29 protein-coding genes are annotated in these 24,152 nt (G+C 53.0%); 20 read left to right on the forward strand and 9 right to left on the reverse strand.

Features of this window, described 5'->3' with window-relative positions; all coding sequences use genetic code 11:
- Positions 1 to 250 precede the first annotated feature (250 nt).
- Complete coding sequence (gene tsgA, locus ACLD3P_RS13195) at positions 251 to 1,432, reverse strand: MFS transporter TsgA (RefSeq protein ID WP_000185268.1); 1,182 nt, start codon at positions 1,430 to 1,432, stop codon at positions 251 to 253.
- Between the two features lie 276 nt (positions 1,433 to 1,708).
- On the opposite strand from tsgA, the gene ppiA reads away from it, so the two are divergent.
- From ppiA to ACLD3P_RS13220, 5 genes are all read left to right on the forward strand, one after another.
- The gene (gene ppiA / locus ACLD3P_RS13200; protein ID WP_000920478.1) at positions 1,709 to 2,281 is read left to right on the forward strand and encodes a peptidylprolyl isomerase A; all 573 of its coding nucleotides are present in this window, start codon (positions 1,709 to 1,711) and stop codon (positions 2,279 to 2,281) included.
- A gap of 108 nt (positions 2,282 to 2,389) precedes the next feature.
- Positions 2,390 to 2,557, forward strand: coding sequence for a YhfG family protein (locus tag ACLD3P_RS13205; protein WP_001519136.1), 168 nt, complete (start codon positions 2,390 to 2,392; stop codon positions 2,555 to 2,557).
- A complete protein-coding gene (locus ACLD3P_RS13210; RefSeq protein ID WP_001280675.1) occupies positions 2,547 to 3,149 on the forward strand; it encodes a putative adenosine monophosphate-protein transferase Fic in 603 nt (200 codons plus the stop codon). Before ACLD3P_RS13205 ends, ACLD3P_RS13210 begins: the two co-directional genes overlap by 11 nt.
- A 31-nt stretch (positions 3,150 to 3,180) precedes the next feature.
- Positions 3,181 to 3,744 (forward strand): aminodeoxychorismate synthase component 2, encoded by a 564-nt coding sequence (gene pabA, locus ACLD3P_RS13215; RefSeq protein ID WP_023203590.1) that lies wholly within the window; start codon positions 3,181 to 3,183, stop codon positions 3,742 to 3,744.
- A gap of 85 nt (positions 3,745 to 3,829) precedes the next feature.
- Positions 3,830 to 5,047 (forward strand): aspartate aminotransferase family protein, encoded by a 1,218-nt coding sequence (locus tag ACLD3P_RS13220; protein ID WP_411006647.1) that lies wholly within the window; start codon positions 3,830 to 3,832, stop codon positions 5,045 to 5,047.
- A gap of 42 nt (positions 5,048 to 5,089) precedes the next feature.
- Here the strand turns inward: ACLD3P_RS13220 and ACLD3P_RS13225 are convergent, their stop codons facing one another.
- Positions 5,090 to 7,177 carry a YccS/YhfK family putative transporter gene (locus tag ACLD3P_RS13225; protein WP_000269311.1) on the reverse strand — a complete coding sequence of 696 codons (2,088 nt, stop codon included), beginning with the start codon at positions 7,175 to 7,177 and terminating at the stop codon, positions 5,090 to 5,092.
- 48 nt (positions 7,178 to 7,225) lie between these two features.
- Positions 7,226 to 7,858, reverse strand: coding sequence for a cAMP-activated global transcriptional regulator CRP (gene crp / locus ACLD3P_RS13230; protein WP_000242758.1), 633 nt, complete (start codon positions 7,856 to 7,858; stop codon positions 7,226 to 7,228).
- A 307-nt stretch (positions 7,859 to 8,165) separates the two neighbouring features.
- On the opposite strand from crp, the gene ACLD3P_RS13235 reads away from it, so the two are divergent.
- Positions 8,166 to 8,570, forward strand: a complete 405-nt coding sequence (locus ACLD3P_RS13235; protein WP_001148919.1) for an OsmC family protein — start codon at positions 8,166 to 8,168, stop codon at positions 8,568 to 8,570.
- A 95-nt stretch (positions 8,571 to 8,665) separates the two neighbouring features.
- Here the strand turns inward: ACLD3P_RS13235 and ACLD3P_RS13240 are convergent, their stop codons facing one another.
- From ACLD3P_RS13240 to ACLD3P_RS13250, 3 genes are read right to left on the reverse strand one after another with little or no spacing between them, the layout of a single operon-like run.
- A complete protein-coding gene (locus ACLD3P_RS13240; RefSeq protein WP_001274690.1) occupies positions 8,666 to 9,535 on the reverse strand; it encodes a phosphoribulokinase in 870 nt (289 codons plus the stop codon).
- Between the two features lie 51 nt (positions 9,536 to 9,586).
- Positions 9,587 to 9,805: a YheU family protein gene (locus ACLD3P_RS13245; RefSeq protein ID WP_000586568.1), complete on the reverse strand. Its 219-nt coding sequence runs from the start codon at positions 9,803 to 9,805 to the stop codon at positions 9,587 to 9,589.
- Positions 9,802 to 10,869, reverse strand: a complete 1,068-nt coding sequence (locus ACLD3P_RS13250) for a hydrolase (RefSeq protein WP_001214117.1) — start codon at positions 10,867 to 10,869, stop codon at positions 9,802 to 9,804. Before ACLD3P_RS13250 ends, ACLD3P_RS13245 begins: the two co-directional genes overlap by 4 nt.
- A gap of 197 nt (positions 10,870 to 11,066) precedes the next feature.
- Here ACLD3P_RS13250 and ACLD3P_RS13255 point away from each other — a divergent pair, with 197 nt between their 5' ends.
- Complete coding sequence (locus tag ACLD3P_RS13255; protein ID WP_000047689.1) at positions 11,067 to 11,378, forward strand: monooxygenase; 312 nt, start codon at positions 11,067 to 11,069, stop codon at positions 11,376 to 11,378.
- Between the two features lies 1 nt (position 11,379).
- Here ACLD3P_RS13255 and ACLD3P_RS13260 read toward each other — a convergent pair whose 3' ends face one another.
- Positions 11,380 to 11,601, reverse strand: a complete 222-nt coding sequence (locus tag ACLD3P_RS13260; protein ID WP_001054021.1) for a LysR family transcriptional regulator — start codon at positions 11,599 to 11,601, stop codon at positions 11,380 to 11,382.
- A 15-nt stretch (positions 11,602 to 11,616) separates the two neighbouring features.
- Complete coding sequence (locus ACLD3P_RS13265; RefSeq protein WP_023197510.1) at positions 11,617 to 13,524, reverse strand: ABC transporter ATP-binding protein; 1,908 nt, start codon at positions 13,522 to 13,524, stop codon at positions 11,617 to 11,619.
- Positions 13,525 to 13,789: 265 nt separating this feature from the next.
- On the opposite strand from ACLD3P_RS13265, the gene kefG reads away from it, so the two are divergent.
- The 4 genes from kefG to slyD all read left to right on the forward strand — a co-directional run bounded on the left by kefG (position 13,790) and on the right by slyD (position 17,042).
- On the forward strand, positions 13,790 to 14,341 hold the full coding sequence (kefG, locus tag ACLD3P_RS13270; RefSeq protein ID WP_000081820.1) for a glutathione-regulated potassium-efflux system ancillary protein KefG: 552 nt from the start codon (positions 13,790 to 13,792) through the stop codon (positions 14,339 to 14,341).
- Positions 14,341 to 16,146 (forward strand): glutathione-regulated potassium-efflux system protein KefB, encoded by a 1,806-nt coding sequence (gene kefB, locus ACLD3P_RS13275; protein ID WP_000398141.1) that lies wholly within the window; start codon positions 14,341 to 14,343, stop codon positions 16,144 to 16,146. Before kefG ends, kefB begins: the two co-directional genes overlap by 1 nt.
- A gap of 10 nt (positions 16,147 to 16,156) precedes the next feature.
- Positions 16,157 to 16,357 (forward strand): YheV family putative zinc ribbon protein, encoded by a 201-nt coding sequence (locus tag ACLD3P_RS13280; protein WP_001007735.1) that lies wholly within the window; start codon positions 16,157 to 16,159, stop codon positions 16,355 to 16,357.
- Positions 16,358 to 16,451: 94 nt separating this feature from the next.
- Positions 16,452 to 17,042: a peptidylprolyl isomerase gene (slyD, locus tag ACLD3P_RS13285; RefSeq protein ID WP_000861341.1), complete on the forward strand. Its 591-nt coding sequence runs from the start codon at positions 16,452 to 16,454 to the stop codon at positions 17,040 to 17,042.
- A gap of 187 nt (positions 17,043 to 17,229) precedes the next feature.
- On the opposite strand, the gene ACLD3P_RS13290 is transcribed toward slyD, so the two are convergent.
- Positions 17,230 to 17,448: a protein SlyX gene (locus ACLD3P_RS13290; RefSeq protein ID WP_001152701.1), complete on the reverse strand. Its 219-nt coding sequence runs from the start codon at positions 17,446 to 17,448 to the stop codon at positions 17,230 to 17,232.
- 219 nt (positions 17,449 to 17,667) lie between these two features.
- On the opposite strand from ACLD3P_RS13290, the gene fkpA reads away from it, so the two are divergent.
- The 9 genes from fkpA to ACLD3P_RS13335 all read left to right on the forward strand — a co-directional run.
- Positions 17,668 to 18,486, forward strand: coding sequence for an FKBP-type peptidyl-prolyl cis-trans isomerase (fkpA, locus tag ACLD3P_RS13295; protein ID WP_000838222.1), 819 nt, complete (start codon positions 17,668 to 17,670; stop codon positions 18,484 to 18,486).
- A 276-nt stretch (positions 18,487 to 18,762) separates the two neighbouring features.
- On the forward strand, positions 18,763 to 19,485 hold the full coding sequence (locus ACLD3P_RS13300) for a transcriptional regulator (protein ID WP_000091471.1): 723 nt from the start codon (positions 18,763 to 18,765) through the stop codon (positions 19,483 to 19,485).
- Complete coding sequence (tusD, locus tag ACLD3P_RS13305; protein ID WP_001268010.1) at positions 19,485 to 19,871, forward strand: sulfurtransferase complex subunit TusD; 387 nt, start codon at positions 19,485 to 19,487, stop codon at positions 19,869 to 19,871. Before ACLD3P_RS13300 ends, tusD begins: the two co-directional genes overlap by 1 nt.
- Complete coding sequence (gene tusC, locus ACLD3P_RS13310; RefSeq protein WP_000820705.1) at positions 19,871 to 20,227, forward strand: sulfurtransferase complex subunit TusC; 357 nt, start codon at positions 19,871 to 19,873, stop codon at positions 20,225 to 20,227. The genes tusD and tusC overlap by 1 nt, the downstream gene beginning before the upstream one ends.
- Before the next feature lie 7 nt (positions 20,228 to 20,234).
- Positions 20,235 to 20,522 (forward strand): sulfurtransferase complex subunit TusB, encoded by a 288-nt coding sequence (tusB, locus tag ACLD3P_RS13315; protein ID WP_000903398.1) that lies wholly within the window; start codon positions 20,235 to 20,237, stop codon positions 20,520 to 20,522.
- A 125-nt stretch (positions 20,523 to 20,647) separates the two neighbouring features.
- Positions 20,648 to 21,022: a 30S ribosomal protein S12 gene (rpsL, locus tag ACLD3P_RS13320; protein ID WP_000246815.1), complete on the forward strand. Its 375-nt coding sequence runs from the start codon at positions 20,648 to 20,650 to the stop codon at positions 21,020 to 21,022.
- A 95-nt stretch (positions 21,023 to 21,117) separates the two neighbouring features.
- A complete protein-coding gene (gene rpsG, locus ACLD3P_RS13325; protein ID WP_411006708.1) occupies positions 21,118 to 21,588 on the forward strand; it encodes a 30S ribosomal protein S7 in 471 nt (156 codons plus the stop codon).
- Positions 21,589 to 21,684: 96 nt separating this feature from the next.
- Positions 21,685 to 23,799 carry an elongation factor G gene (fusA, locus tag ACLD3P_RS13330; RefSeq protein WP_000124693.1) on the forward strand — a complete coding sequence of 705 codons (2,115 nt, stop codon included), beginning with the start codon at positions 21,685 to 21,687 and terminating at the stop codon, positions 23,797 to 23,799.
- A gap of 71 nt (positions 23,800 to 23,870) precedes the next feature.
- Positions 23,871 to 24,152: GTP-binding protein (locus ACLD3P_RS13335; RefSeq protein ID WP_001707331.1), on the forward strand; the 282-nt coding region annotated here is incomplete at its 3' end.

Raw genomic sequence — 24,152 nt, forward strand, 5'->3', positions numbered from 1 at the left:
CAAATTCACCTTTATATACCTCTTAATGGGTATATGGCTGATTTGTCTGGATTTTTATAAGTGACGGAATTGTCAGGTTTTTCAGGTTTGTACAAATAACATACAAAATGAGGGGGTTTTTAGACCAACAGGCCTACCTCGTCAGGAGGGGGGGGAGAGTGCCGGAGGGCGACGTCGCCTTATCCGGCCCACCAACAGCTTACGCTGTAGGCCGGATAAGACGCATCGCGTCGCCATCCGGCAATCATTATCAATGCGCCGCTGGCGAACTATGTTGGCGATGACGGGACACAAAGCCGAGCGCAAAGCACATCACAAAGACCACCGCATACAGACCATTCGCGGTGAGTAGCGCCGCCTGGGGACCGCTGTGCGCCACAATCGGGCCGGTGACGACGAAGGTCAGCATCGTTCCGATAGTGCCGCAGGTCAGAATAAAGTTAACCAGCTTAGGCGAGGCCACTTTCGTTTGCTGCGATCCCAGCGTAATGATGGAGGTATAAATGGCGCTGGAGAAGAAGCCCAGCGTCAGAATAAACCACGGCATATGCGCCTGCGTGCCGGTAATAAACAAATACATCAGTACCGCTGCCATACCCGCCAGTACGGTCAGAATGCGTTGCAGATCGAAAAAGCGCAGGATAAAGCTGAACGCCCACATGCCGAACATATAGGACATCCAGAAATCACTCACCAGCGCCCCGGCGTCATTCAGGCTCATGCCGAGGCCTTTGGCGTATTCCGGCACCCAGGAGATAAAGCCCAATTGACCGAGGATATAGCACAGCGCGGCGACGGCGAGAAACAGTACGCCAATGCCCCATTTTTCTTTGACGACAGGCGCCTGAGAGTGCTGCGCATGTTTACCCAGCGCCGGAAATTCACAGCCGAAGGTCAGGATGAAAATCGCCAGGTAGACCAGGCCGATGCAGGCGTAGACCCAGTACCACTCAATACTACGCGCCAGCAGGAAGGCGGCGACCATAGGAAAAATCATCCCCGCCATGCTGAAGAAGGAGTCGGTAAACAGCAGTCGGGAACCGCGCTGACGCCCTTCATACAGTTGCGTAATCAGGAAGGTGCCAATCGACATGGTGATCCCGCTGACCAGCCCCAGCACAAACATCGCCGCTGAGAACAACGCCAGGCTGTGGCTGAACATCAGCCCGGCCACCGCCAGCACCATCAGGATAAAACCAAAGCGTAGCTGTGTTTTCAGCGGGATGATTTCCATCAGCCACGCGTTGAGGAAGATCGAGATCAAAATCCCGGCGTTCAGGAAAGTAAAGGTGTTACTCATGCTGGAAACGGGCAGCTGAAAATAGTCTGCGATATTTCCCATCACCATCCCGGTGACAATCACCAGCGCCCCGGTCAGGGCGTAGGAAAGAAAGCTGATCCATGTGAGCTTGATGCGGTTGCTGTTAGTCATGTCTGGCCTTGAAGAGAAGTGAAGCGCGTGGAGGGCGCGTTAAGCGGGCAGATTTTAGGCGCTTTTGTGATGCATTTAAATAATTATTAGTGATAGTAATGTTCATTGCATTTTTTAATGTGATGTTTGTCACATCATATTGCAAGAATACGGCGTTGCGTCGTAACGTTACATTTGTTTCATATACGTAAAATTAGGTAAAGGGCTGGCCTGGCCCAGGAAGGCTCTTTAAAATCATTCCACTTGCTTTATTTCTGCTCTCTTTAAGGAAATCTCATGCTCAAATCGACTCTGGCGGCTGTCGCAGCTGTTTTCGCTCTTTCTGCTCTTTCTCCCGCAGCGTTGGCAGCAAAAGGCGATCCTCATGTGCTGTTAACCACCTCCGCCGGGAATATTGAGCTGGAGCTGAACAGCCAGAAAGCGCCGGTTTCTGTGAAAAACTTTGTCGATTACGTCAACAGTGGTTTCTATAACAACACTACGTTTCACCGCGTTATTCCTGGCTTCATGATTCAGGGCGGTGGTTTTAACGAGCAGATGCAGCAGAAGAAACCGAATCCGCCGATTAAGAATGAAGCCGACAACGGTCTGCGTAATACTCGCGGCACGATCGCGATGGCGCGCACCGCAGATAAAGACAGCGCCACCAGCCAGTTCTTTATTAACGTCGCGGATAACGCTTTTCTCGACCACGGCCAGCGCGACTTTGGCTATGCGGTATTTGGTAAAGTGGTAAAAGGTATGGATGTCGCCGATAAAATCTCACAGGTACCGACGCACGATGTCGGGCCTTATCAGAATGTGCCGACAAAACCAGTCGTTATCCTTTCCGCGAAAGTCCTGCCATAAAACATGCCAGCGCGGGCGCGAGCCGCCCGCGTTTTCTCCCTGTCTCAGCGTAACCTGAAATTGCTGCTTATACTTGTGGTCAAGCACAGACATATTCAGGGAGGCCCGGTGAAGAAACTTACCGATAAACAAAAGTCACGCTTTTGGGAACAGCGGCGCAACGTTAATTTCCAGCAAAGCCGCCGTCTCGAAGGTATTGAGATCCCCTTAGTAACCCTGACCGCCGATGAAGCGCTGGCACGTCTTGACGAGCTTCGGAGGCACTATGAGCGATAAATTTGGCGAAGGGCGCGATCCGTACCTCTATCCGGGGCTGAATGTGATGCGTAATCGGCTGGGGATTCATCAGGCCCAGCGACTGGCGCAAGCGGCATATGAAATGACCGCGCTCCGCGCCGCCACGATTGAACTGGGGCCGCTGGTACGCGGCTTGCCTCATCTGTGCGCGATTCATCGCCAGCTCTATCAGGATATTTTCGACTGGGCAGGGCAACTGCGGGAGGTCGATATTTACCAGGGCGATACCCGTTTCTGCCACTTTGCCTATATCGAAAAAGAGGGCAACGCTCTGATGCAGGATCTGGAAGAAGAGGGCTATCTGGTCGGTCTGGCGCACGAGAAGTTTGTCGAGCGGCTGGCGCATTACTACTGTGAAATTAACGTGCTTCATCCGTTTCGTTTGGGGAGCGGGCTGGCGCAGCGCATCTTCTTTGAACAGTTGGCGCTACATGCAGGCTACGCGCTGAGTTGGCAAGGTATTGCGGTTGAAACATGGAAGCAGGCGAACCAGAGCGGCGCGATGGGCGATCTCTCCGCTTTGCAGGCGATTTTTCAGAAAGCGATAAGCGAAGCTCGCGAAACTGAGTAAAATAGTGCGGTTCTACTGACCCGGAGCCGCCATGATCCTGCTTATCGATAACTATGATTCCTTTACCTGGAACCTCTACCAGTATTTTTGTGAACTGGGCGCGGAAGTGCAGGTCCGGCGCAATGATGCGCTGACGCTGGCGCACATTGACGCTTTGAACCCGCAAAAAATCGTTATCTCTCCTGGCCCCTGTACGCCGAATGACGCTGGCATTTCACTGGCGGTCATCCGCCATTATGCCGGACGTATTCCGATGCTGGGCGTTTGCCTGGGTCATCAGGCGATGGCGCAGGCCTTTGGCGCGACGGTGGTGCGGGCAGCGAAAGTGATGCACGGTAAAACGTCACCTGTTACGCATAATGGACAGGGCGTGTTTCGGGGATTGCCCAGCCCGTTAACCGTGACACGTTACCACTCGCTGATTGTCGACCCTGCCACGTTGCCTGAGTGTTTTGAGATCACCGCCTGGAGCGAAACGCAGGAGATTATGGGCATTCGCCACCGCGAGTGGGATCTGGAAGGCGTGCAGTTCCACCCGGAAAGTATTCTCAGCGAACAAGGACACGCTCTGCTGGAAAATTTCCTCCGGCGTTGATTTGTGGTTGCTATTGAGTGATTTTTTATTCATATTTTGTGATTATAATTTCACTGGCGTTTCTACTTAACCGGGTGGTAATGATATGGCAACTGAACAAACGGCTATTACGCGCGCAACTTTCGATGAGGTGATTCTGCCTGTTTATGCACCGGCGGACTTTATTCCGGTCAAAGGTAAAGGCAGCCGCGTATGGGATCAGCAGGGCAAAGAGTATATCGATTTCGCCGGCGGGATTGCAGTGACTGCGCTGGGCCATTGCCATCCGGCGCTGGTCGAGGCGCTGAAATCCCAGGGGGAAACCTTGTGGCATACCAGTAACGTTTTTACCAATGAACCGGCGTTGCGTCTGGGACGTAAACTGATCGACGCCACGTTTGCCGAGCGCGTGCTGTTCATGAACTCCGGTACCGAAGCCAACGAAACCGCCTTTAAGCTGGCGCGTCATTATGCCTGTGTACGCCACAGCCCGTTCAAAACCAAAATCATTGCCTTTCATAATGCGTTTCACGGTCGTTCGCTGTTTACCGTATCTGTTGGTGGGCAACCGAAATATTCCGACGGCTTTGGACCAAAACCGGCGGATATCATCCATGTGCCGTTTAACGATCTGCATGCGGTAAAAGCGGTGATGGACGATCACACCTGTGCGGTGGTGGTTGAGCCAATTCAGGGGGAAGGCGGCGTTACTGCGGCAACCCCAGAATTCCTGCAAGGTTTACGTGAACTCTGCGACCAGCATCAGGCGTTGCTGGTGTTTGATGAAGTGCAGTGCGGGATGGGGCGCACCGGAGACCTGTTTGCCTATATGCACTACGGCGTCATGCCGGATATCCTCACCAGCGCCAAAGCGTTAGGCGGCGGTTTTCCGGTGAGCGCCATGCTGACCACGCAGGAGATCGCCTCGGCCTTCCATGTCGGTTCGCATGGTTCAACCTATGGCGGCAATCCGCTAGCCTGTGCGGTGGCTGGCGCGGCATTCGATATTATTAATACGCCAGAGGTACTACAAGGCATTCACACTAAGCGGCAACAGTTTGTGCAACATTTGCAGGCGATTGACGAGCAATTTGACATTTTCAGCGATATTCGCGGCATGGGGCTGCTGATTGGCGCGGAACTGAAGCCGAAGTACAAAGGCCGGGCGCGCGATTTTCTGTACGCAGGAGCGGAGGCCGGCGTGATGGTGCTCAATGCCGGAGCCGACGTGATGCGTTTTGCCCCGTCGCTGGTGGTGGAAGAGGCGGATATCAATGAAGGAATGCAGCGCTTTGCGCAGGCGGTAGGGAAGGTGGTGGCCTGATGGCGGATTGCCGGATAAGCGTAGCGCATCCGGCAGTCGGACTTAACCTTTTGTATCCCGTAGCCGCTTACTCAGCCAGATACCGTGATGCGGACGCTGACGCCAGGCCATCGACGAAATGGTGTGCATGGTGTTCAGATGGCCAATGATGCGCTGTAAATGTTGTTCCAGAGTGCTCAATAAGCCATGTGACGGCATGTCCGGCGACTCCAGAATATTGACATCGCCGGAGCCGCCTGGCCTGTCGTACTCCAGGCGCTGCTGGCAGCGCTGAATCGCAATCTCGCAAGATTCCAGATAGCGCTGCGCCAGATCCGGCGTCAGCATGGTGTGTTCCCGCGCCAGCGTCGTCATAGCGTTGATATGCTCGACAATAAACTGGCTGTGCGTGACCCACAGTTTCATATCCGACAGATAGTGGGTATTGAATCCGGGTTCCTGCATTGCCTGATTTAAAGAGTTGAATAACGTGTTATGCGCCTGGTTGACCCGCATTCTTTGATAAGCGAGCGGGGTGGCCTGCGGATCGTTACTGAGGATCAGTCGGATAGCTTCTTGATCGGCTTCCAGCGCATCATGGGCGTTTTTACGTAATAGCCCGCTTTGCCATTGCGGCCACAGCCAGACCATGCCGCCAAAGGCAATTAAACAGCCAATCAGCGTATCGATCAGCCTCGGCACAATAAACTGCTCTCCGTTTAACGTCAGTAACTGGATGGTGTATACCGCCGTCACCGTAAAGCCGACCGTCGCCCAGCCGTAGTTTTTACGAATAATCAGATAACTTGCCAGCGTTAGTACCAGCATGACCGCCAGCGTAATGCTTTCGGGAATATGTAAGTGCAGCGTGACGCCGGCAATCACCAGGCCGACCAGCGTTCCGACCGAACGGTGCAGAATACGTACGCGCGTCGCGCCATAGCCGTTTTGGGTGACAAACAGCACTGTCATGAGTATCCAGTACGGTTTAGGCAGGTGCAACGCGCTGCCCATCAGACTGGCGATGCTCATCATCACGCTGATGCGTCCGGCGTTGCGTAGCGCCGGTGATTTAAGAGACATATAATTTTTCAGCGCCGGAAGTAGCGGCAGACGACGCTGTTTATCGGCCATCAGGTCGCGGGCGTACAGCGGCCGCTGAGTACGCAGCACACGGGCGATTCGACTGAAGTGCCAATAGCAGAACTGGCCTACCGGATTTTCAGGATGCTGATTGGCGATTTTCTCCAGAGCGCCAATCTGTTTTTCCATGGAGAAGCGCGTCGGCAGACGATGATAAAGAATGTCATCCGCCAGCACGCGCAGACGGGCGGCGACCGTTTGCGCATTCCAGCGAATCACCTCTTCCGCATGGCTGCGTTCTACCAGTTTCTGTACCTCTTCCGGCTGATGCAAGCTGACGGAGATGTGCTCCTGCAAATCCATCGCTTCCTGAAAAGCCCGTAGTAGACGCTTGTAATCATTATTGTTGTGCGCCGAAAGCATATGCATCTGTTGGTAACACTGGGTAATGAGATCGACCGCTTTTTGCTGGCGTATCAGCAGGGGAGGCAGCGCTTTTTCCGGATCGATATGTTGGGTGAGCAGGCTGTATTTCGCTTCGCAATAATCGGCCAGTTCACGGTATAACAAACTCAATGACTCGCGCAGCGGCTGTTCGCGCCATAGCCAGAACCAAAACCAGTTAAACACGCCGTACCATAGCGTGCCCAGCGCATAAATGAGCAGCGGCTCCCAGACGGGCATGTACCCCGCAAGGCTCAGGGTAAAGATGGCGGCAATCAGCGACGCTGGCAGTAACCGCGCGTGAAGCGGGCTAATTTCCGCCGTCACGCCAAGCACCAGCGTGAGCCCGGTCAGGATCAACGGCAGGGGGATGGATTCCGCCAGCAGAAGTTGCGTTACCAGACTGCATCCGGCGAACAGCGACGCGCCGATGATCAGGCGTTTAAAAAAGCGTTTGTGCGGGGTATCCAGACCTGCAATGTTGCAGCAGGCGGGAACGAGAGAGAAAAGCAAGCCCAGGTGTAGCTGGCCTATCAATAAACCAACAGCCACAGGCAGGCACAGCACCAGCGTTTGCCGTAGTGCGTAATTAATCTCTGGGTGATAAATCAGTCTTCGCCACATCGATGCAAACAAAAATGGCGCATGATAAAACGCGCCATTCTGACGGAATTAACGGGTGCCGTAGACGACGATGGTCTTGCCATGCGCGGAGATCAGGTTTTGATCTTCCAGCATTTTCAAAATACGACCAACGGTTTCGCGGGAGCAGCCGACGATCTGGCCGATTTCCTGACGGGTGATTTTGATCTGCATCCCATCCGGGTGCGTCATGGCATCGGGCTGTTTCGCCAGATTCAGCAGCGTCTGAGCGATACGCCCGGTGACGTCAAGGAAGGCGAGGTTACCTACTTTTTCAGAGGTGACTTGTAAGCGACGAGCCATCTGGGAAGAGAGGCGCATCAGAATATCCGGGTTGACCTGGATTAATTGGCGAAATTTTTTGTAGGAAATTTCAGCGACCTCACATGCGGTTTTCGCACGTACCCAAGCGCTGCGTTCCTGGCCTTCTTCAAACAGGCCCAGTTCACCAATAAAATCACCCTGATTCAGATAAGAAAGGATCATTTCTTTCCCTTCTTCATCTTTGATCAGCACTGCCACGGAGCCTTTAACGATGTAGTACAGCGTTTCTGCTTTTTCACCCTGGTGAATCAGCGTGCTCTTTGACGGGTACTTATGAATGTGGCAATGAGACAAGAACCATTCAAGAGTCGGGTCTGTTTGCGGTTTGCCAAGCACCATGCGCGGTTATCCTCTGTTATAAGCTGTCTCCAGAGCCAGAAAACGGCACTGTCTCTGGGGTTGCAAAAATATACTTCCCGCTACCTGGGAAGGGGGCTACGAAAATAGATTGTAGCCTGTAATGTGATGTCCTCTGCATACATGCAGTACGTCAATGTATTACTGTAGCATCTTGTCTGTTTTAGCATAGCTTTCGCCGTGTGTCTCCTGGTGTCTCGCTTCAGCATGACCCAGGTCGCCTTCCATTGCGACTTTTGTTGTATGCGCGTAATCTTTCAGGAAAATTGAAACATTGGAGTTACGAAATATGCAAGCGCGTGTAAAGTGGGTTGAAGGGCTCACGTTCCTCGGAGAGTCCTCCTCCGGCCACCAGATTTTAATGGATGGCAACTCCGGTGACAAAGCGCCGAGTCCGATGGAGATGGTATTAATGGCGGCTGGTGGATGTAGCGCTATTGATGTGGTATCAATCCTGCAAAAGGGCCGTCAGAATGTCACCAACTGCGAAGTGAAGCTGACATCCGAGCGCCGGGAAGACGCGCCGCGCCTGTTTACGCACATTAATCTGCATTTTATCGTTACCGGCAGCGATCTGAAAGAGGCTGCCGTCGCACGCGCTGTCGATCTCTCCGCGGAAAAATATTGCTCGGTGGCGCTAATGCTGGAAAAAGCGGTCAATATTACCCATTCGTATGAAGTGATTGCGGCGTAACACGTGATGCCGGATGGCGGCGTGGCCTTATCCGGCCTACCCGTTTTTATCTCGTAGGCCCGATAAGCGTAGCGCCATCGGGCATTTCACCGCGGTTATTCGATTTTTTTGCCTTCCATTAGTCGCTGCACCAGCGGCAACATAATCAGCTCCATCGCCAGCCCCATTTTGCCGCCCGGCACCACTAATGTATTAATGTGAGAAATAAACGAGCCTTGGAGCATCGCCAGGAGCCAGGGAAAATCGATCCCTTCCAGATTGCGGAAATGGATCACCACAAAACTCTCATCCAGCGAGGGAATACCCTTTGCGGCGAACGGATTGGACGTGTCGACGGTCGGCACGCGCTGGAAGTTAATATGGGTACGCGAGAACTGCGGCGTAATGTAATTGATGTAGTCGTCCATGGAACGCACCACGGAATCCATCACCGCTTCACGGGAGTGTCCGCGCTCGCTGGTGTCGCGGATTAGTTTCTGAATCCACTCGAGGTTGACGATAGGCACCACGCCAACCAACAGATCAACATGACGCGCGACATCATGTTGCGGGGTGACGACGCCGCCGTGCAGTCCTTCATAAAACAGCACATCGGTCGGTTCGGGAAGCGGCTGCCAGGGGGTAAACGTGCCGGGAACCTGATTCCACGGTACGGCTTCATCATAGGTATGCAGATATTTACGCGACTGGCCTTTACCCGTCTGCCCGTACTCAATAAAAGTATGTTCCAGTAGGCTGAAGTCATTGGCTTCAGGCCCGAAATAGCTGATATGCCGCCCGGCGTCACGCGCTTTGCGGATCGCCATGTCCATTTCCGGGCGGGTGTAACGATGAAAACTGTCGCCTTCCACCTCGGCGGCGTGCAGATTTAACTGCGCGAAAATTTTACGAAACGCGAGGCTGGTGGTGGTGGTCCCCGCGCCGCTTGACCCTGTTACTGCTATCACCGGATGTTTGGCTGACATGGCAACTCCATGATTGAGCTTTAATAATAATGTATTGTCGGCAAAGGCGTTTTATTCGCGAAACTGCTTTTTCGGCATAATATTGACCGTTTCATGTAATTCAGACCATACCAGCACGGCCTCGCCGGATTGCAGTTGGCGTTTTACGTCAGCGACTTTTTGTTCAAGCGAACGTTCATGTTCACCATAATCGGTGCCTTCGCGCAACACAAAGCTTTCGATCAGGTTGTCCAGCGTGTCGGGGGCGAGCCCCTGCCAGGGAATGATCATGATGACGCCTCCAGGTATGTTGTTAGCCAGTCAGGAATTCGGCGTTCCAGCCACATTTCAGGGCGCAGCGGCGTACCGCCGATAAATCCTACGTGTCCGCCATGCTCAGTCAGCTGATACTCCACCTGCGGGGGCAGATCTTCCGCTTTAGGGATCACATGATGATCCATAAACGGATCGTCTTTAGCGTGAATAATCAGCGTCGGTTTAGCAATCTGGTTAAGCAACGGCATGGCGCTACACTGACGATAGTAGTCGATGGCGTCGGCAAAGCCGTGAATTTTCGCGGTGATCAGGTCGTCAAACTCGCGAATGCGGCGCATTGATTTCAGTTGCGCCAGATTCACCGGCAGCGAACCGGGATACGCCGCCAGCTTGCGTGACGCATTCGCTTTTAACAGATTAAGCAAATAACGCTGATAGACGCGGGAAAACCCTTTGTCCATGTGGTAGCTACAGGCTTCGAGAACAAAGGGCGCAGAAACAATCACCGCCGCCTCGATGGGAATATCGCGGCCTTCTTTCGCCAGCAGGCACGCCAACATATTACCGCCGAGCGAATAGCCCACGGCGGCTGTCGGAACGGCGCCGAGCTCCCGCTGTAGCCAGCGTAAAAACCAGGCTCCGTCCTCCGTTTCACCGGAGTGGTAAATACGATTCAGACGGTTGGGTTCGCCGCTACAGCCGCGAAAGTGCATCACCACGCCCAGCCAGCCGCGCTTTTGCGCCGCCTCAATCAGCCCGTGGGCATAGGGGCTGTTCAGGCTGCCTTCCAGACCGTGAAAGACCACCAGCCGCGGTTTATGCTTTGCCTGTTGCGGTTCTTCGCTCCATGCCAGATCGACAAAATCGCCGTCCGGTAGCTCCAGCCGCTGCCAGTGGGCGTTGAACTTCACTTTGCGGCGGATTAAGCGCGGCAGCATAGTTTGTAAATGGCGATTACGAATGCCACGCATGGGAATAAATTCATGCGAGTCATTGACAGGCGGGGTCATTTCTGTGGACGTGATCTCAACCATAGCACCAGAACAATTGATAATTGGAAACAATACTATACCGCGCATAAGGTTCACAGATTAGTCAATATGTGATTTTACGTTCAATTGGTCGTCTGGCGAAATAAAATTGCGCCTCATTTCACCAGAGGGGGCGGTATGCAAGGCGCGCGCAATACCCCACAGAAATCGCGTGAACCCCTGCATCAGCCGAATTAATCGTGGTAGTGTGGCAACACGATAGTTATGTGACTCAAGGAGAAGGCATGTCGAAGACACTTTTACAGATCCATTTTAACTTTAGCGGCCCTTTTGGCGAGGAGATGACCCAGCAACTGGTCGGGCTGGCGGAGTCTATCAATGAGGAGCCGGGCTTCATCTGGAAAATCTGGACAGAAAGCGAGAAAAACCAGCAAGCTGGCGGCATTTACTTGTTTGAATCCGAAGAAACGGCGCAGGCTTATATTAAAAAACACACTGCGCGTCTGAAAAATCTTGGCGTTGATGAGGTGACGTTTAAATTATTTGGCGTGAACGACGCGCTGACGAAAATAAATCACGGCAACCTTTGCCGCTAAATCACATAACGCAGGCTTCTGTTCCGGTGCTGCCGACCGCAACGGTAATCTTTATACCGGGACGAGTACCGAAGAGGCCTTTATGGACGAACAGCGGACACCGAACGTTCTCTTCCAGCGTGTGCAGCGCCTCGGCGGTGCGGGCGATGTTACCCTTCTCCACAAACATCATGAAGATGGTGAGCTTGCGGAAAATAATGTCATCGGTGATTGACAGGTTCATCGTCCGCCCCGCGCGTTAGTCATTCTGCATCATTTGCTCAAGCTGCTCCTGCGCCTCAAGCCATGCCATTTCACACGCTTCCAGCCCGGATTTGGCGCTGGCCTGCAGTTGCAGGCACTCGGTCATCTCCGCTTTACGGCTGGGGTCATACAGGCTGCTGTCGCCAAGCTTCTCTTCTGCCTGCGCTAACTGGACGTTGAGCTTTTCCATCTCTTTTTCCAGACGGGTAATCTCTTTACGCAGCGGCTGCGTCAGAGTGCGTAGCTCGGCTTCGCGACGCTTCTGATCTTTGCGTGACTGGGCGCTGTTGGCGTTGTTTTCCTTCGGTGCGTCGTCGGCCTGGTTTTCCTGCTTCTGCACGTCACTCAGCCACTGCTGATAATCTTCCAGGTCGCCGTCGAACGGCTCGACCTTTTTGTCGTGCACCAGATAGAGGTCGTCAGTGGTGGAGCGAATCAGGTGGCGGTCGTGCGACACGACGACCAATGCGCCTTCAAAATCAATCAGCGCTTCGGTGAGCGCCTGACGCATGTCGAGATCCAGGTGGTTGGTCGGTTCATCGAGCAGCAGCAGATTTGGACGCTGCCAGACGATCAGCGCCAGCACCAGACGCGCTTTCTCGCCGCCAGAGAAGCGTTGCGTCTCTTCCGTTACTTTGTCGCCCTGGAAACCGAAGCCGCCGAGATAGTCGCGCAGCTTCTGCTCCAGTTCCTGCGGCGCCAGACGCGCCATATGTTGCAACGGGGATTCATCGGCGCGCAGGAACTCCAGTTGGTGCTGGGCGAAGTAGCCGAGCTTAATGCCTTTGGCGAGGCCAATTTCACCATGTAGCGGCTCCAGTTCGCCCGCCAGCAGCTTGATCAGCGTCGATTTCCCCGCGCCGTTGCGGCCCAGCAGGCCGATACGCGAGCCGGGCACCAGGTTCAGCTTGATGGATTCCAGAATGATGCGATCGCCATAACCTGCGCTGACTTTTTCCATCTTCAGCAGCGGGTTCGGCAGGCTTTCCGGCGCGCGGAAGCTGAAATGGAACGGGTTGTCGACATGAGCCGGCGCAATCAGCTCCATACGCTCCAGCATCTTGATACGGCTTTGCGCCTGCTTGGCCTTGGTCGCTTTGGCGCGGAAACGGTCGATGTAGCTTTGCAGATGCGCCACACGCTCCTGCTGGCTCTCATACATCGCCTGCTGCTGCGCCAGGCGCGTGGCGCGCTGAACTTCAAACGCGCTGTAGTTGCCGGTGTACTCGAACAGAGTCTGCTGTTCGATATGGATAATTTTATCCACTATCGGGTCAAGAAAATCGCGATCGTGGGAGATCAGAATCAGGGTGCCCGGATAGCTCTTCAGCCATTTTTCCAGCCAGATAACGGCATCCAGATCGAGGTGGTTGGTCGGTTCGTCGAGCAGCAGTAAATCGGAGCGGCAAATCAGCGCCTGAGCCAGGTTAAGGCGCATCCGCCAGCCGCCGGAAAAGTCGCTGACCGGACGTTCCAGCTGATCGTTAGAGAAGCCGAGGCCGTGTAGCAGGCTGGCGGCGCGCGAGCGAACGGTCCATGCATCGATGGCGTCCAGCTTGCCGTGTATGGAGGCGATAGCATGTCCGTCGTTACGTTCGTTGGCGTCGTTAAGCTGCGCCTCCAGCTGCCGGTATTCACGGTCGCCGTCAATGACATACTCAATCGCTGGCTGAGGCAACGCAGGTGTTTCCTGATTCACCCACGCTAATTGCCAGGTTCCGGGCAGGGTAAAACTCCCGGCATCGGCGCTGATTTCATTTTTTAGCAATGCCAGCAGGGTAGATTTACCGCAGCCGTTTTTACCCACCAGGCCGACTTTCTGGCCTGGATTAATGGTAGCCGAGGCATTGTCCAGTAGGACGCGCACGCCGCGACGAATTTGTAACGAGGAGAAAACAATCATAAGGCGCCGTATGTTCAGACTATGTTAATTTATCATTATGATAATGTAATATTCGGGCGTACCGCCGCGCTGGAGCGCAATGGTAGCTCAAAACAACAACGATACACAAAATCATTCAGGCCGCCTTTGGTGAGGGACAAGAATATCTCTCATTAATCCCAAGCGGCGGACATAGAGTACGTTCCTGAGTTGAACAAACGCTGTCAACGTAGAAGCGGCCTGAAGAATGGCATGTATCGACCCAAAACAACCGGGAGGGGGATTGATGTCTCAGCCAGCGAAAGTCTTGCTGTTGTATGCCCATCCGGAATCTCAGGACTCGGTTGCTAACCGGGTACTGCTTAAACCGGCCATACAGCACAATAACGTAACCGTGCACGATCTTTATGCGCGCTATCCTGATTTTTTTATCGACACGCCCTATGAACAAGCCCTGTTACGTGAGCACGACGTCATTGTTTTTCAGCATCCCCTTTACACCTATAGCTGTCCGGCTTTACTGAAAGAATGGCTTGATCGCGTTTTGAGTCGGGGGTTCGCCAGCGGACCAGGGGGAAACCAACTGGTGGGAAAGTACTGGCGTAGCGTGATTACGACCGGCGAGCCGGAGAGCGCTTACCGGTATGACGCGCTAAACCGCTATCCAATGAGCGATGTACTCCGCCCTTTTGAACTGACCGCGGCCATGTGCCGGATGCACTGGATGCCGCCCATTATTGTGTACTGGGCGCGCCGCCAGTCGCCGCAGACGCTGGCCAGTCATGCGAAAGCCTATGGCGAGTGGCTGGCGAATCCTGTGAGCGCGGGAGGCTATTGATGGAAGGTGCTGATTTATTGACAGCGGGAGTGTTGTTCCTCTTCGCGGCGGTGGCGGCGGTGCCGTTAGCCGCGAGGCTGGGCATCGGCGCGGTGCTAGGGTATTTGCTGGCGGGAATCGCCATCGGTCCGTGGGGGCTGGGATTTATCAGCGACGTTGACGAGATCCTGCACTTTTCCGAACTGGGCGTCGTGTTTCTGATGTTTATCATTGGTCTCGAACTCAATCCGTCCCGGCTTTGGCAACTACGGCGCTCTATCTTCGGCGTCGGCGCTGCTCAGGTGCTGTTAAGCGCGGCGGTGCTGGCGGGGTTATTGATGCTTGCTGATTTCTTATGGCAGGCGGCGGTCGTCGGCGGGATTGGCCTGGCGATGTCTTCGACGGCGATGGCGCTACAACTGATGCGCGAGAAAGGCATGAACCGTAGCGAGTCCGGGCAGTTAGGGTTTTCCGTCTTACTGTTTCAGGATTTAGCGGTGATCCCCGCGCTGGCGTTGGTGCCTTTACTGGCGGGATCGGTCGACGAGCATTTCGACTGGTTTAAAGTGGCAATGAAGGTATTGGCCTTCGCGGTAATGCTGATTGGCGGTCGTTACCTGTTGCGCCCGGTATTTCGTTTTATTGCTGCGTCCGGCGTGCGGGAGGTCTTCACTGCCGCGACGTTGTTGCTGGTGTTGAGCGCCGCCTTATTTATGGACGCGCTGGGACTGTCGATGGCCCTGGGAACCTTCATTGCCGGCGTTTTACTGGCAGAGAGCGAATACCGGCATGAGCTGGAAAACGCTATCGATCCCTTTAAAGGTTTACTGCTTGGGCTGTTCTTTATCTCCGTCGGTATGTCGCTAAATCTCGGCGTACTTTATACCCATTTACTGTGGGTGGCGGCGAGCGTTGTTATTCTGGTCGTCATAAAAATGCTGACGCTGTATCTGCTGGCGCGGCTATATGGAATAAGAAGTTCTGAACGGATGCAGTTTGCCAGCGTGCTGAGTCAGGGGGGCGAGTTCGCTTTTGTGCTCTTTTCTACCGCCTCTTCTCAGCGCCTGTTTCAGGGCGATCAGATGGCGTTATTATTGGTGACTGTCACGTTATCAATGATGACCACGCCGCTACTGATGAAAGGGATTGATAAGTGGTTATCGCGCCGCCTTAATGGCCCGGAAGAGAATGATGAAAAGCCGTGGGTTGAGGATGATAAGCCCCAGGTGATTGTCGTCGGCTTTGGCCGTTTTGGTCAGGTGATCGCTCGCTTATTGATGGCGAATAAGATGCGTATCACCGTGCTGGAACGCGATATCGGCGCCGTTAATCTGATGCGCAAATATGGTTATAAAGTGTATTACGGCGACGCTACACAAGTCGAGCTGCTGCGTTCTGCGGGCGCGGAGGCGGCGGAGTCGATAGTCATCACGTGTAATGAACCGGAAGACACGATGAAGCTGGTGGCGCTGTGTCAGCAGCATTTTCCTCATCTGCATATTCTTGCGCGAGCGCGTGGACGTGTGGAGGCCCATGAGTTATTACAGGCTGGCGTCACGCAGTTTTCCCGTGAAACGTTTTCCAGCGCGCTGGAATTGGGACGTAAAACTCTGGTGTCGTTAGGTATGCATCCGCATCAGGCGCAACGCGCGCAGTTGCATTTTCGTCGGCTGGATATGCGAATGTTGCGGGAGCTGATCCCGGAGCATAGCGACATGGTACAGATTTCGCGCGCCAGAGAGGCCCGACGCGAACTGGAGGAGATTTTTCAGCGCGAAATGCAACAGGAACGGCGCCAGTTGGATGGCTGGGATGAATTTGAGTAGGGGTAAAACAATGGCAATCCGTAAACGTTTTATTGCAGGCGCGAAATGTCCGGCCTGTCAGGCGCAGGACACAATGGCGATGTGGCGTGAAAATAATGTCGATATTGTTGAATGCGTTAAGTGCGGGCATCAAATGCGGGAAGCGGATAAAGACGTTCGCGAGCATGTTCGCAAAGAAGAGCAAGTGATCGGGATTTTTCATCCGGACTAGCGATATGCCGCAGGTTTTTTTAAGCTAAGGGGTACACGGCTGCAGAATTCCGCTACAATCTGCGCCACTATTCTTCCCATGCTCAGGAGATATCATGAAAGTAGCAAAAGACCTGGTGGTCAGCCTGGCCTATCAGGTACGTACAGAAGACGGTGTGTTGGTTGATGAGTCTCCGGTGAGTGCGCCGCTGGATTACCTGCACGGTCACGGCTCCCTGATCTCTGGTCTGGAAACCGCGCTGGAAGGCCATGAAGTTGGCGACAAATTTGATGTCGCTGTTGGCGCGAACGACGCTTACGGCCAGTATGACGAAAATCTGGTGCAGCGTGTGCCTAAAGACGTCTTTATGGGCGTTGATGAACTGCAGGTAGGGATGCGTTTCCTGGCGGAAACCGACCAGGGCCCGGTACCGGTAGAGATTACCGAAGTGGAAGACGATCACGTTGTGGTTGATGGTAACCACATGCTGGCGGGCCAGAATCTGAAATTTAACGTAGAAGTTGTTGCGATTCGTGAAGCGACTGAAGAAGAACTGGCTCACGGTCATGTTCACGGCGCGCACGATCACCACCACGATCACGGTGAAGACGGCTGCTGTGGCGGTCATGGTCATGACCATGGTCACGAGCACGGCGGCGAAGGCTGCTGCGGCGGTGGTGGTAAAGGCGGTTGCGGTTGCCATTAATCCCCGTCGTCTTTCAAGCCACCGCGGTGTTGGCTACGCTTTCAAACCCCGGTCACATAGTTATCTATGCTCCCGGGGAATTTTCAAGCTTGCCGCCTTGCTGTGACTCGAAATCCTTAGGGTATTATCATTGGTTCGATAAATCATCGGGCACAAAAAAGCGGGTTATCCCCGCTTTTTTTCCGTCTCAATAATGCGGCGGCGGCGTTTCTTCTGCCTGAGAGGCGATATTTGACGGCTGACTGGCTTTTAACTTTTCCGTGAGCAAACGCAGATGATCGCGCAGCTTCGCCATCTCCATTTCATGTGCGGTTACCGTCAGGTTTAGTTCTTCTATGGTAATCTCCTGGAACGCCAGACGGCTTTCCAGTTCAGCCAGACGAGCTTCCATCGTGATATCCTGCATGATGTACCTCTTTATGTTGTCTCCGTCGGCGGATTCTACTTAACTTTACCGGCTTTCACAGCAACCATTACGCGCCCTACGAAACTAATTTAAACAAAAAGAGTCTGAAAAGAAGTGATAATAGGGCGTGTTCGTATGTTGATTTGTTCTGCAACGATTTATAGTACGCTTCTTACGTAAGTTAACATGGGGTGAGATGCCCCGGCCCTGGAGATATGGATGAAATCACTGTTTAAAGCCACGCTGCTGGCAACTACGATGGCCGTTGCTATGCACGCACCGATCACTTTTGCTGCTGATGCGGCGAAACCGGCAGCTACCGCTGATAGCAAAGCAGCATTTAAAAACGACGATCAAAAAGCGGCTTATGCGCTGGGCGCCTCGCTGGGTCGTTACATGGAAAATTCGCTTAAAGAGCAGGAAAAGTTAGGCATCAAACTGGATAAAGATCAGTTGATTGCCGGCGTTCAGGATGCCTTTGCCGATAAGAGCAAACTGTCCGATCAGGAAATTGAGCAAACGCTGCAGACGTTTGAAGCACGCGTGAAGAGCGCTGCTCAGGCGAAGATGGAAAAAGACGCTGCCGATAACGAAGCAAAAGGTAAAGCGTTCCGCGACGCTTTTGCTAAAGAGAAAGGCGTGAAAACCTCCTCTACCGGTCTGCTTTACAAAGTAGAGAAAGAAGGCACAGGCGAGGCGCCGAAAGATAGCGATACCGTTGTGGTGAACTACAAAGGTACGCTGATCGACGGTAAAGAGTTTGATAACTCTTACACGCGCGGCGAACCGCTCTCCTTCCGTCTGGACGGCGTTATCCCTGGCTGGACTGAAGGCCTGAAAAATATTAAGAAAGGCGGCAAGATCAAGCTGGTTATCCCACCGGCGCTGGCCTACGGTAAAACGGGCGTCCCGGGTATCCCGGCGAACTCCACCCTGGTATTCGACGTAGAGCTGCTGGATATCAAACCAGCGCCGAAAGCGGATGCTAAACCTGCCGATGCGGCTGACGCTAAAGCCGCAGATGCTGCTAAAAAATAAAAACTGAGAGCCGCCGCTTGTAATAGCGGCGGTTTTTTTTATTCAGGCCGGATATATTACTCACCATAATTTGATTTGCGGATAACGGCGCTTGCGCTGGTCGTTAAGGGCGAGACCGTAGGCTGAATGACCGCCAACGCACACGTAGTCTGAAATAGACGAGCAAATTAGTACTGGAAAGATGAACCCTCACTGTATTAATTTAATCATCCGCGTAAATAATGAGCCTGCCCTGAAAACATAACGACAGGCTCCTGAAAAGGAGTGTTTTTTTTCATGTCCAGGTCGCTTTTAACCAACGAAACCAGTGAACTTGATTTGCTGGATCAGCGTCCCTTCGAGCAAACCGACTTCGATATTCTGAAATCCTACGAAGCGGTAGTGGACGGGTTAGCGATGCTTATAGGTTCCCATTGTGAAATCGTATTGCACTCTTTGCAGGATCTAAAATGTTCAGCCATTCGTATTGCCAATGGCGAACATACGGGCCGTAAAATTGGCTCGCCGATTACCGACCTGGCGTTGCGCATGTTGCACGACATGACAGGGGCGGACAGTAGCGTGTCGAAATGCTATTTTACGCGCGCGAAAAGCGGTGTCTTGATGAAGTCGTTGACGATTGCCATTCGCAACCGCGAGCAGCGCGTCATTGGTCTACTGTGCATCAACATGAATCTTGATGTGCCATTTTCACAGATTATGAATACCTTTATTCCGCCGGAAACGCCGGAAGTGGGTTCAGCGGTTAATTTTGCCTCCTCAGTCGAAGATTTAGTCACCCAGACGCTGGAGTTCACGATCGAAGAGGTAAATGCCGATCGTAATGTCTCTAACAATGCGAAAAATCGTCAGATCGTCCTTAACCTGTACGAAAAAGGCATTTTCGATATTAAAGATGCCATTAATCAGGTAGCCGATCGTCTGAATATCTCAAAACACACGGTTTACCTCTATATTCGCCAGTTCAAAAGCGGCGACTTTCAGGGGCAGGATAAATAATGCGTTATGCCATTATGGTCACCGGGCCGGCATATGGCACCCAGCAGGCCAGTAGCGCATTGCAGTTCGCCCACGCGCTGCTCAATGAGGGGCATGAGTTAGCCAGCGTCTTTTTCTATCGGGAAGGTGTCTATAACGCCAATCTCCTGACCTCGCCGGCGAGCGATGAATATGATCTGGTACGCGCCTGGCAGAAATTGAATACGCAGCATGGCGTAGCGCTGAACATCTGTGTCGCGGCGGCGCTTCGTCGCGGTATTATTGATGAAACTGAAGCCGGCAGACTGGCGTTGCCGTCCGCCAATCTTCAGCCGGGCTTTACGCTAAGCGGACTGGGCGCGCTGGCGGAGGCATCTCTCACCTGCGATCGGGTGGTGCAGTTTTAATGAAACGTATTGCATTTGTCTTTTCCACCGCGCCACATGGTAGCGCCTCAGGTCGTGAAGGGCTGGATGCGCTGCTGGCGACGTCAGCGCTAACGGAAGCGCTGGGCGTCTTTTTTATCAGCGACGGCGTCTTTCAGTTATTACCGGGACAAAAACCAGACGCTGTGCTGGCGCGTGACTATATTGCTACTTTCAAGCTCTTTGATTTGTACGATATTGATCAATGCTGGATCTGCGCGGCATCGCTGCGCGAGCGTGGTCTGGAAAACGTTAATTTTGTGGTAGACGCCACGCCGCTGGAACCCGTGGCGTTACGCCGCGAGCTTGGCAACTATGATGTCATCCTGAGATTCTGAGGCGTTTATGCTGCATACCTTACCTCATTGCGCTTCGGGCGTTGATTTTCCCGCTTTGCTGCGCCTGCTAAAAGAGGGTGATGCGCTTTTGTTGCTCCAGGATGGCGTTACCGTCGCGATTGAAGGTAACCGCTTCCTTGAAAGTCTGCGCGATGCCCCCATAACGGTCTATGCCTTGAAAGAAGACATTGACGCCCGCGGCCTGGGTGGTCAAATTTCAGACAGTGTCGTCAGGGTTGACTATACTGAGTTTGTCAGACTCACGGTTAAGTATGCCAACCAGATGGCCTGGTGATGGCGGGATCGTTGTATATTTCTTGACACCTTTTCGACACCGCCCTAAAATTCGGCGTCCTCATATTGTGTGAGGGCGTTTTATTACGTGTTTACGAAGCAAAAGCTAAAACCAGGAGCTATTTAATGGCAACAGTTAACCAGCTGGTACGCAAACCACGTGCTCGCAAAGTTGCGAAAAGCAACGTGCCTGCGCTGGAAGCATGCCCGCAAAAACGTGGCGTATGTACTCGTGTATATACTACCACTCCTAAAAAACCGAACTCCGCACTGCGTAAAGTTTGCCGTGTTCGTCTGACTAACGGTTTTGAAGTGACTTCCTACATCGGTGGTGAAGGTCACAACCTGCAGGAGCACTCCGTGATCCTGATCCGTGGCGGTCGTGTTAAAGACCTCCCGGGTGTTCGTTACCACACCGTTCGTGGCGCGCTTGACTGCTCCGGCGTTAAAGACCGTAAGCAAGCTCGTTCTAAGTACGGCGTGAAGCGTCCTAAGGCTTAATGGTTCTCCGTTAAGTAAGGCCAAACGTTTTAAATTAATGTCAAACTAAACTCGTAGAGTTTTGGACAATCCTGAATTAACAACGGAGTATTTCCATGCCACGTCGTCGCGTCATTGGTCAGCGTAAAATTCTGCCGGATCCGAAGTTCGGATCAGAACTGCTGGCTAAATTTGTCAATATCCTGATGGTAGATGGTAAAAAATCTACTGCAGAATCAATCGTATACAGCGCGCTGGAGACCCTGGCTCAGCGTTCTGGTAAATCTGAACTGGAAGCTTTCGAAGTCGCTCTCGTAAACGTTCGCCCGACTGTAGAAGTTAAATCCCGCCGTGTAGGTGGTTCTACTTATCAGGTACCAGTTGAAGTCCGTCCGGTCCGTCGTAATGCTCTGGCAATGCGTTGGATCGTAGAAGCTGCTCGTAAACGCGGTGATAAATCCATGGCTCTGCGCCTGGCGAACGAACTTTCTGATGCTGCAGACAACAAAGGTACTGCAGTTAAGAAACGTGAAGACGTTCACCGTATGGCAGAAGCCAACAAGGCGTTCGCACACTACCGTTGGTAATCCCTTCGGAGTCATAGTCACCAGGCGGGCGCTTCAGGTAAGTCGCCCGTTTTGGATAACTTAACTGAACGCCTAAAGATATCAACGAGGAATCAAATGGCTCGTACAACACCCATCGCACGCTACCGTAATATCGGTATCAGTGCGCACATCGACGCCGGTAAAACCACTACTACCGAACGTATTCTGTTCTACACCGGTGTAAACCACAAAATCGGTGAAGTTCATGACGGCGCAGCTACCATGGACTGGATGGAGCAGGAGCAGGAGCGTGGTATTACTATCACCTCCGCAGCGACTACTGCATTCTGGTCTGGTATGGCTAAGCAGTATGAACCGCATCGCATCAACATCATCGACACCCCGGGGCACGTTGACTTCACTATCGAAGTAGAACGTTCCATGCGTGTTCTCGATGGTGCGGTAATGGTTTACTGCGCAGTTGGTGGTGTTCAGCCGCAGTCTGAAACCGTATGGCGTCAGGCAAACAAATACAAAGTTCCGCGCATTGCGTTCGTTAACAAAATGGACCGCATGGGTGCGAACTTCCTGAAAGTTGTTGGTCAGATCAAAACCCGTCTGGGCGCGAACCCGGTTCCGCTGCAGCTGGCAATTGGTGCTGAAGAAGGTTTCACCGGCGTTGTTGACCTGGTGAAAATGAAAGCCATCAACTGGAACGATGCCGACCAGGGCGTTACCTTCGAATACGAAGATATCCCGGCTGACATGCAGGACCTGGCTAACGAATGGCACCAGAACCTGATCGAGTCCGCCGCAGAAGCTTCTGAAGAGCTGATGGAAAAATACCTGGGTGGTGAAGAACTGACTGAAGAAGAGATCAAACAAGCTCTGCGTCAGCGCGTTCTGAACAACGAAATCATCCTGGTAACCTGTGGTTCTGCATTCAAGAACAAAGGTGTTCAGGCGATGCTGGATGCGGTAATTGATTACCTGCCATCCCCGGTAGACGTACCTGCGATCAACGGTATTCTGGACGACGGTAAAGATACTCCGGCTGAGCGTCACGCAAGCGACGACGAGCCGTTCTCTGCGCTGGCGTTCAAAATCGCTACCGACCCGTTTGTGGGGAACCTGACCTTCTTCCGTGTGTACTCCGGTGTGGTTAACTCTGGTGATACCGTACTGAACTCCGTGAAAACCGCACGTGAGCGTTTCGGTCGTATCGTTCAGATGCACGCTAACAAACGTGAAGAGATCAAAGAAGTTCGCGCGGGCGACATCGCGGCTGCTATCGGCCTGAAAGACGTGACTACCGGTGACACCCTGTGTGATCCGGAAAACCCGATCATTCTGGAACGTATGGAATTCCCTGAGCCGGTAATCTCCATCGCGGTAGAACCGAAAACCAAAGCTGACCAGGAAAAAATGGGTCTGGCTCTGGGCCGTCTGGCGAAAGAAGACCCGTCATTCCGCGTATGGACTGATGAAGAATCTAACCAGACCATCATCGCTGGTATGGGTGAGCTTCACCTGGATATCATCGTTGACCGTATGAAGCGTGAATTCAACGTTGAAGCTAACGTGGGTAAACCTCAGGTTGCTTACCGCGAAGCGATTCGCGCGAAAGTTACCGACATCGAAGGTAAACACGCGAAACAGTCTGGTGGTCGCGGTCAGTATGGTCATGTTGTTATCGACATGTACCCGCTGGAGCCGGGCTCTAACCCGAAAGGTTACGAGTTCATCAACGATATCAAAGGTGGTGTAATTCCTGGCGAATACATCCCGGCCGTTGATAAGGGCATCCAGGAGCAGCTGAAGTCTGGCCCGCTGGCGGGTTATCCGGTAGTTGATCTCGGCGTGCGTCTGCACTTCGGTTCTTACCATGACGTTGACTCCTCTGAGCTGGCGTTTAAACTGGCTGCGTCTATCGCCTTTAAAGAAGGCTTTAAGAAAGCAAAACCAGTTCTGCTTGAGCCGATCATGAAGGTTGAAGTAGAAACACCTGAAGAGAATACCGGTGACGTTATCGGCGACCTTAGCCGCCGTCGTGGTATGCTCAAAGGTCAGGAATCTGAAGTTACAGGCGTTAAGATCCACGCTGAAGTACCGCTGTCTGAAATGTTCGGATATGCAACTCAGCTGCGTTCTCTGACCAAAGGTCGCGCATCGTACACTATGGAATTCCTGAAGTATGATGATGCGCCGAACAACGTTGCTCAGGCCGTAATCGAAGCCCGTGGTAAATAAGCCGCAGGGTTAAAAACCAAAATCCCGTGCTCTCTCCTGAAGGGGAGAGCGCTATAGTAAGGAATATAGCCGTGTCTAAAGAAAAATTTGAACGTACAAAACCGCACGTTAACGTCGGCACCATCGGCCACGTTGACCACGGTAAAACTACCCTGACCGCTGCAATCACCACCGTACTGGCTAAAACCTACGGCGGTGCTGCTCGTGCATTCGACCAGATCGATAACGCTCCGGAAGAAAAAGCGCGTGGTATCACCATCAACACTTCTCACGTTGAATACGATACCCCAACCCGCCACTACGCACACGTAGACTGCCCGGGGCACGCCGACTATGTTAAAAACATGATCACC

Source organism: Salmonella sp. 741265073_HBA (genome assembly GCF_046569105.1).
Lineage (GTDB): Bacteria > Pseudomonadota > Gammaproteobacteria > Enterobacterales > Enterobacteriaceae > Salmonella > Salmonella enterica.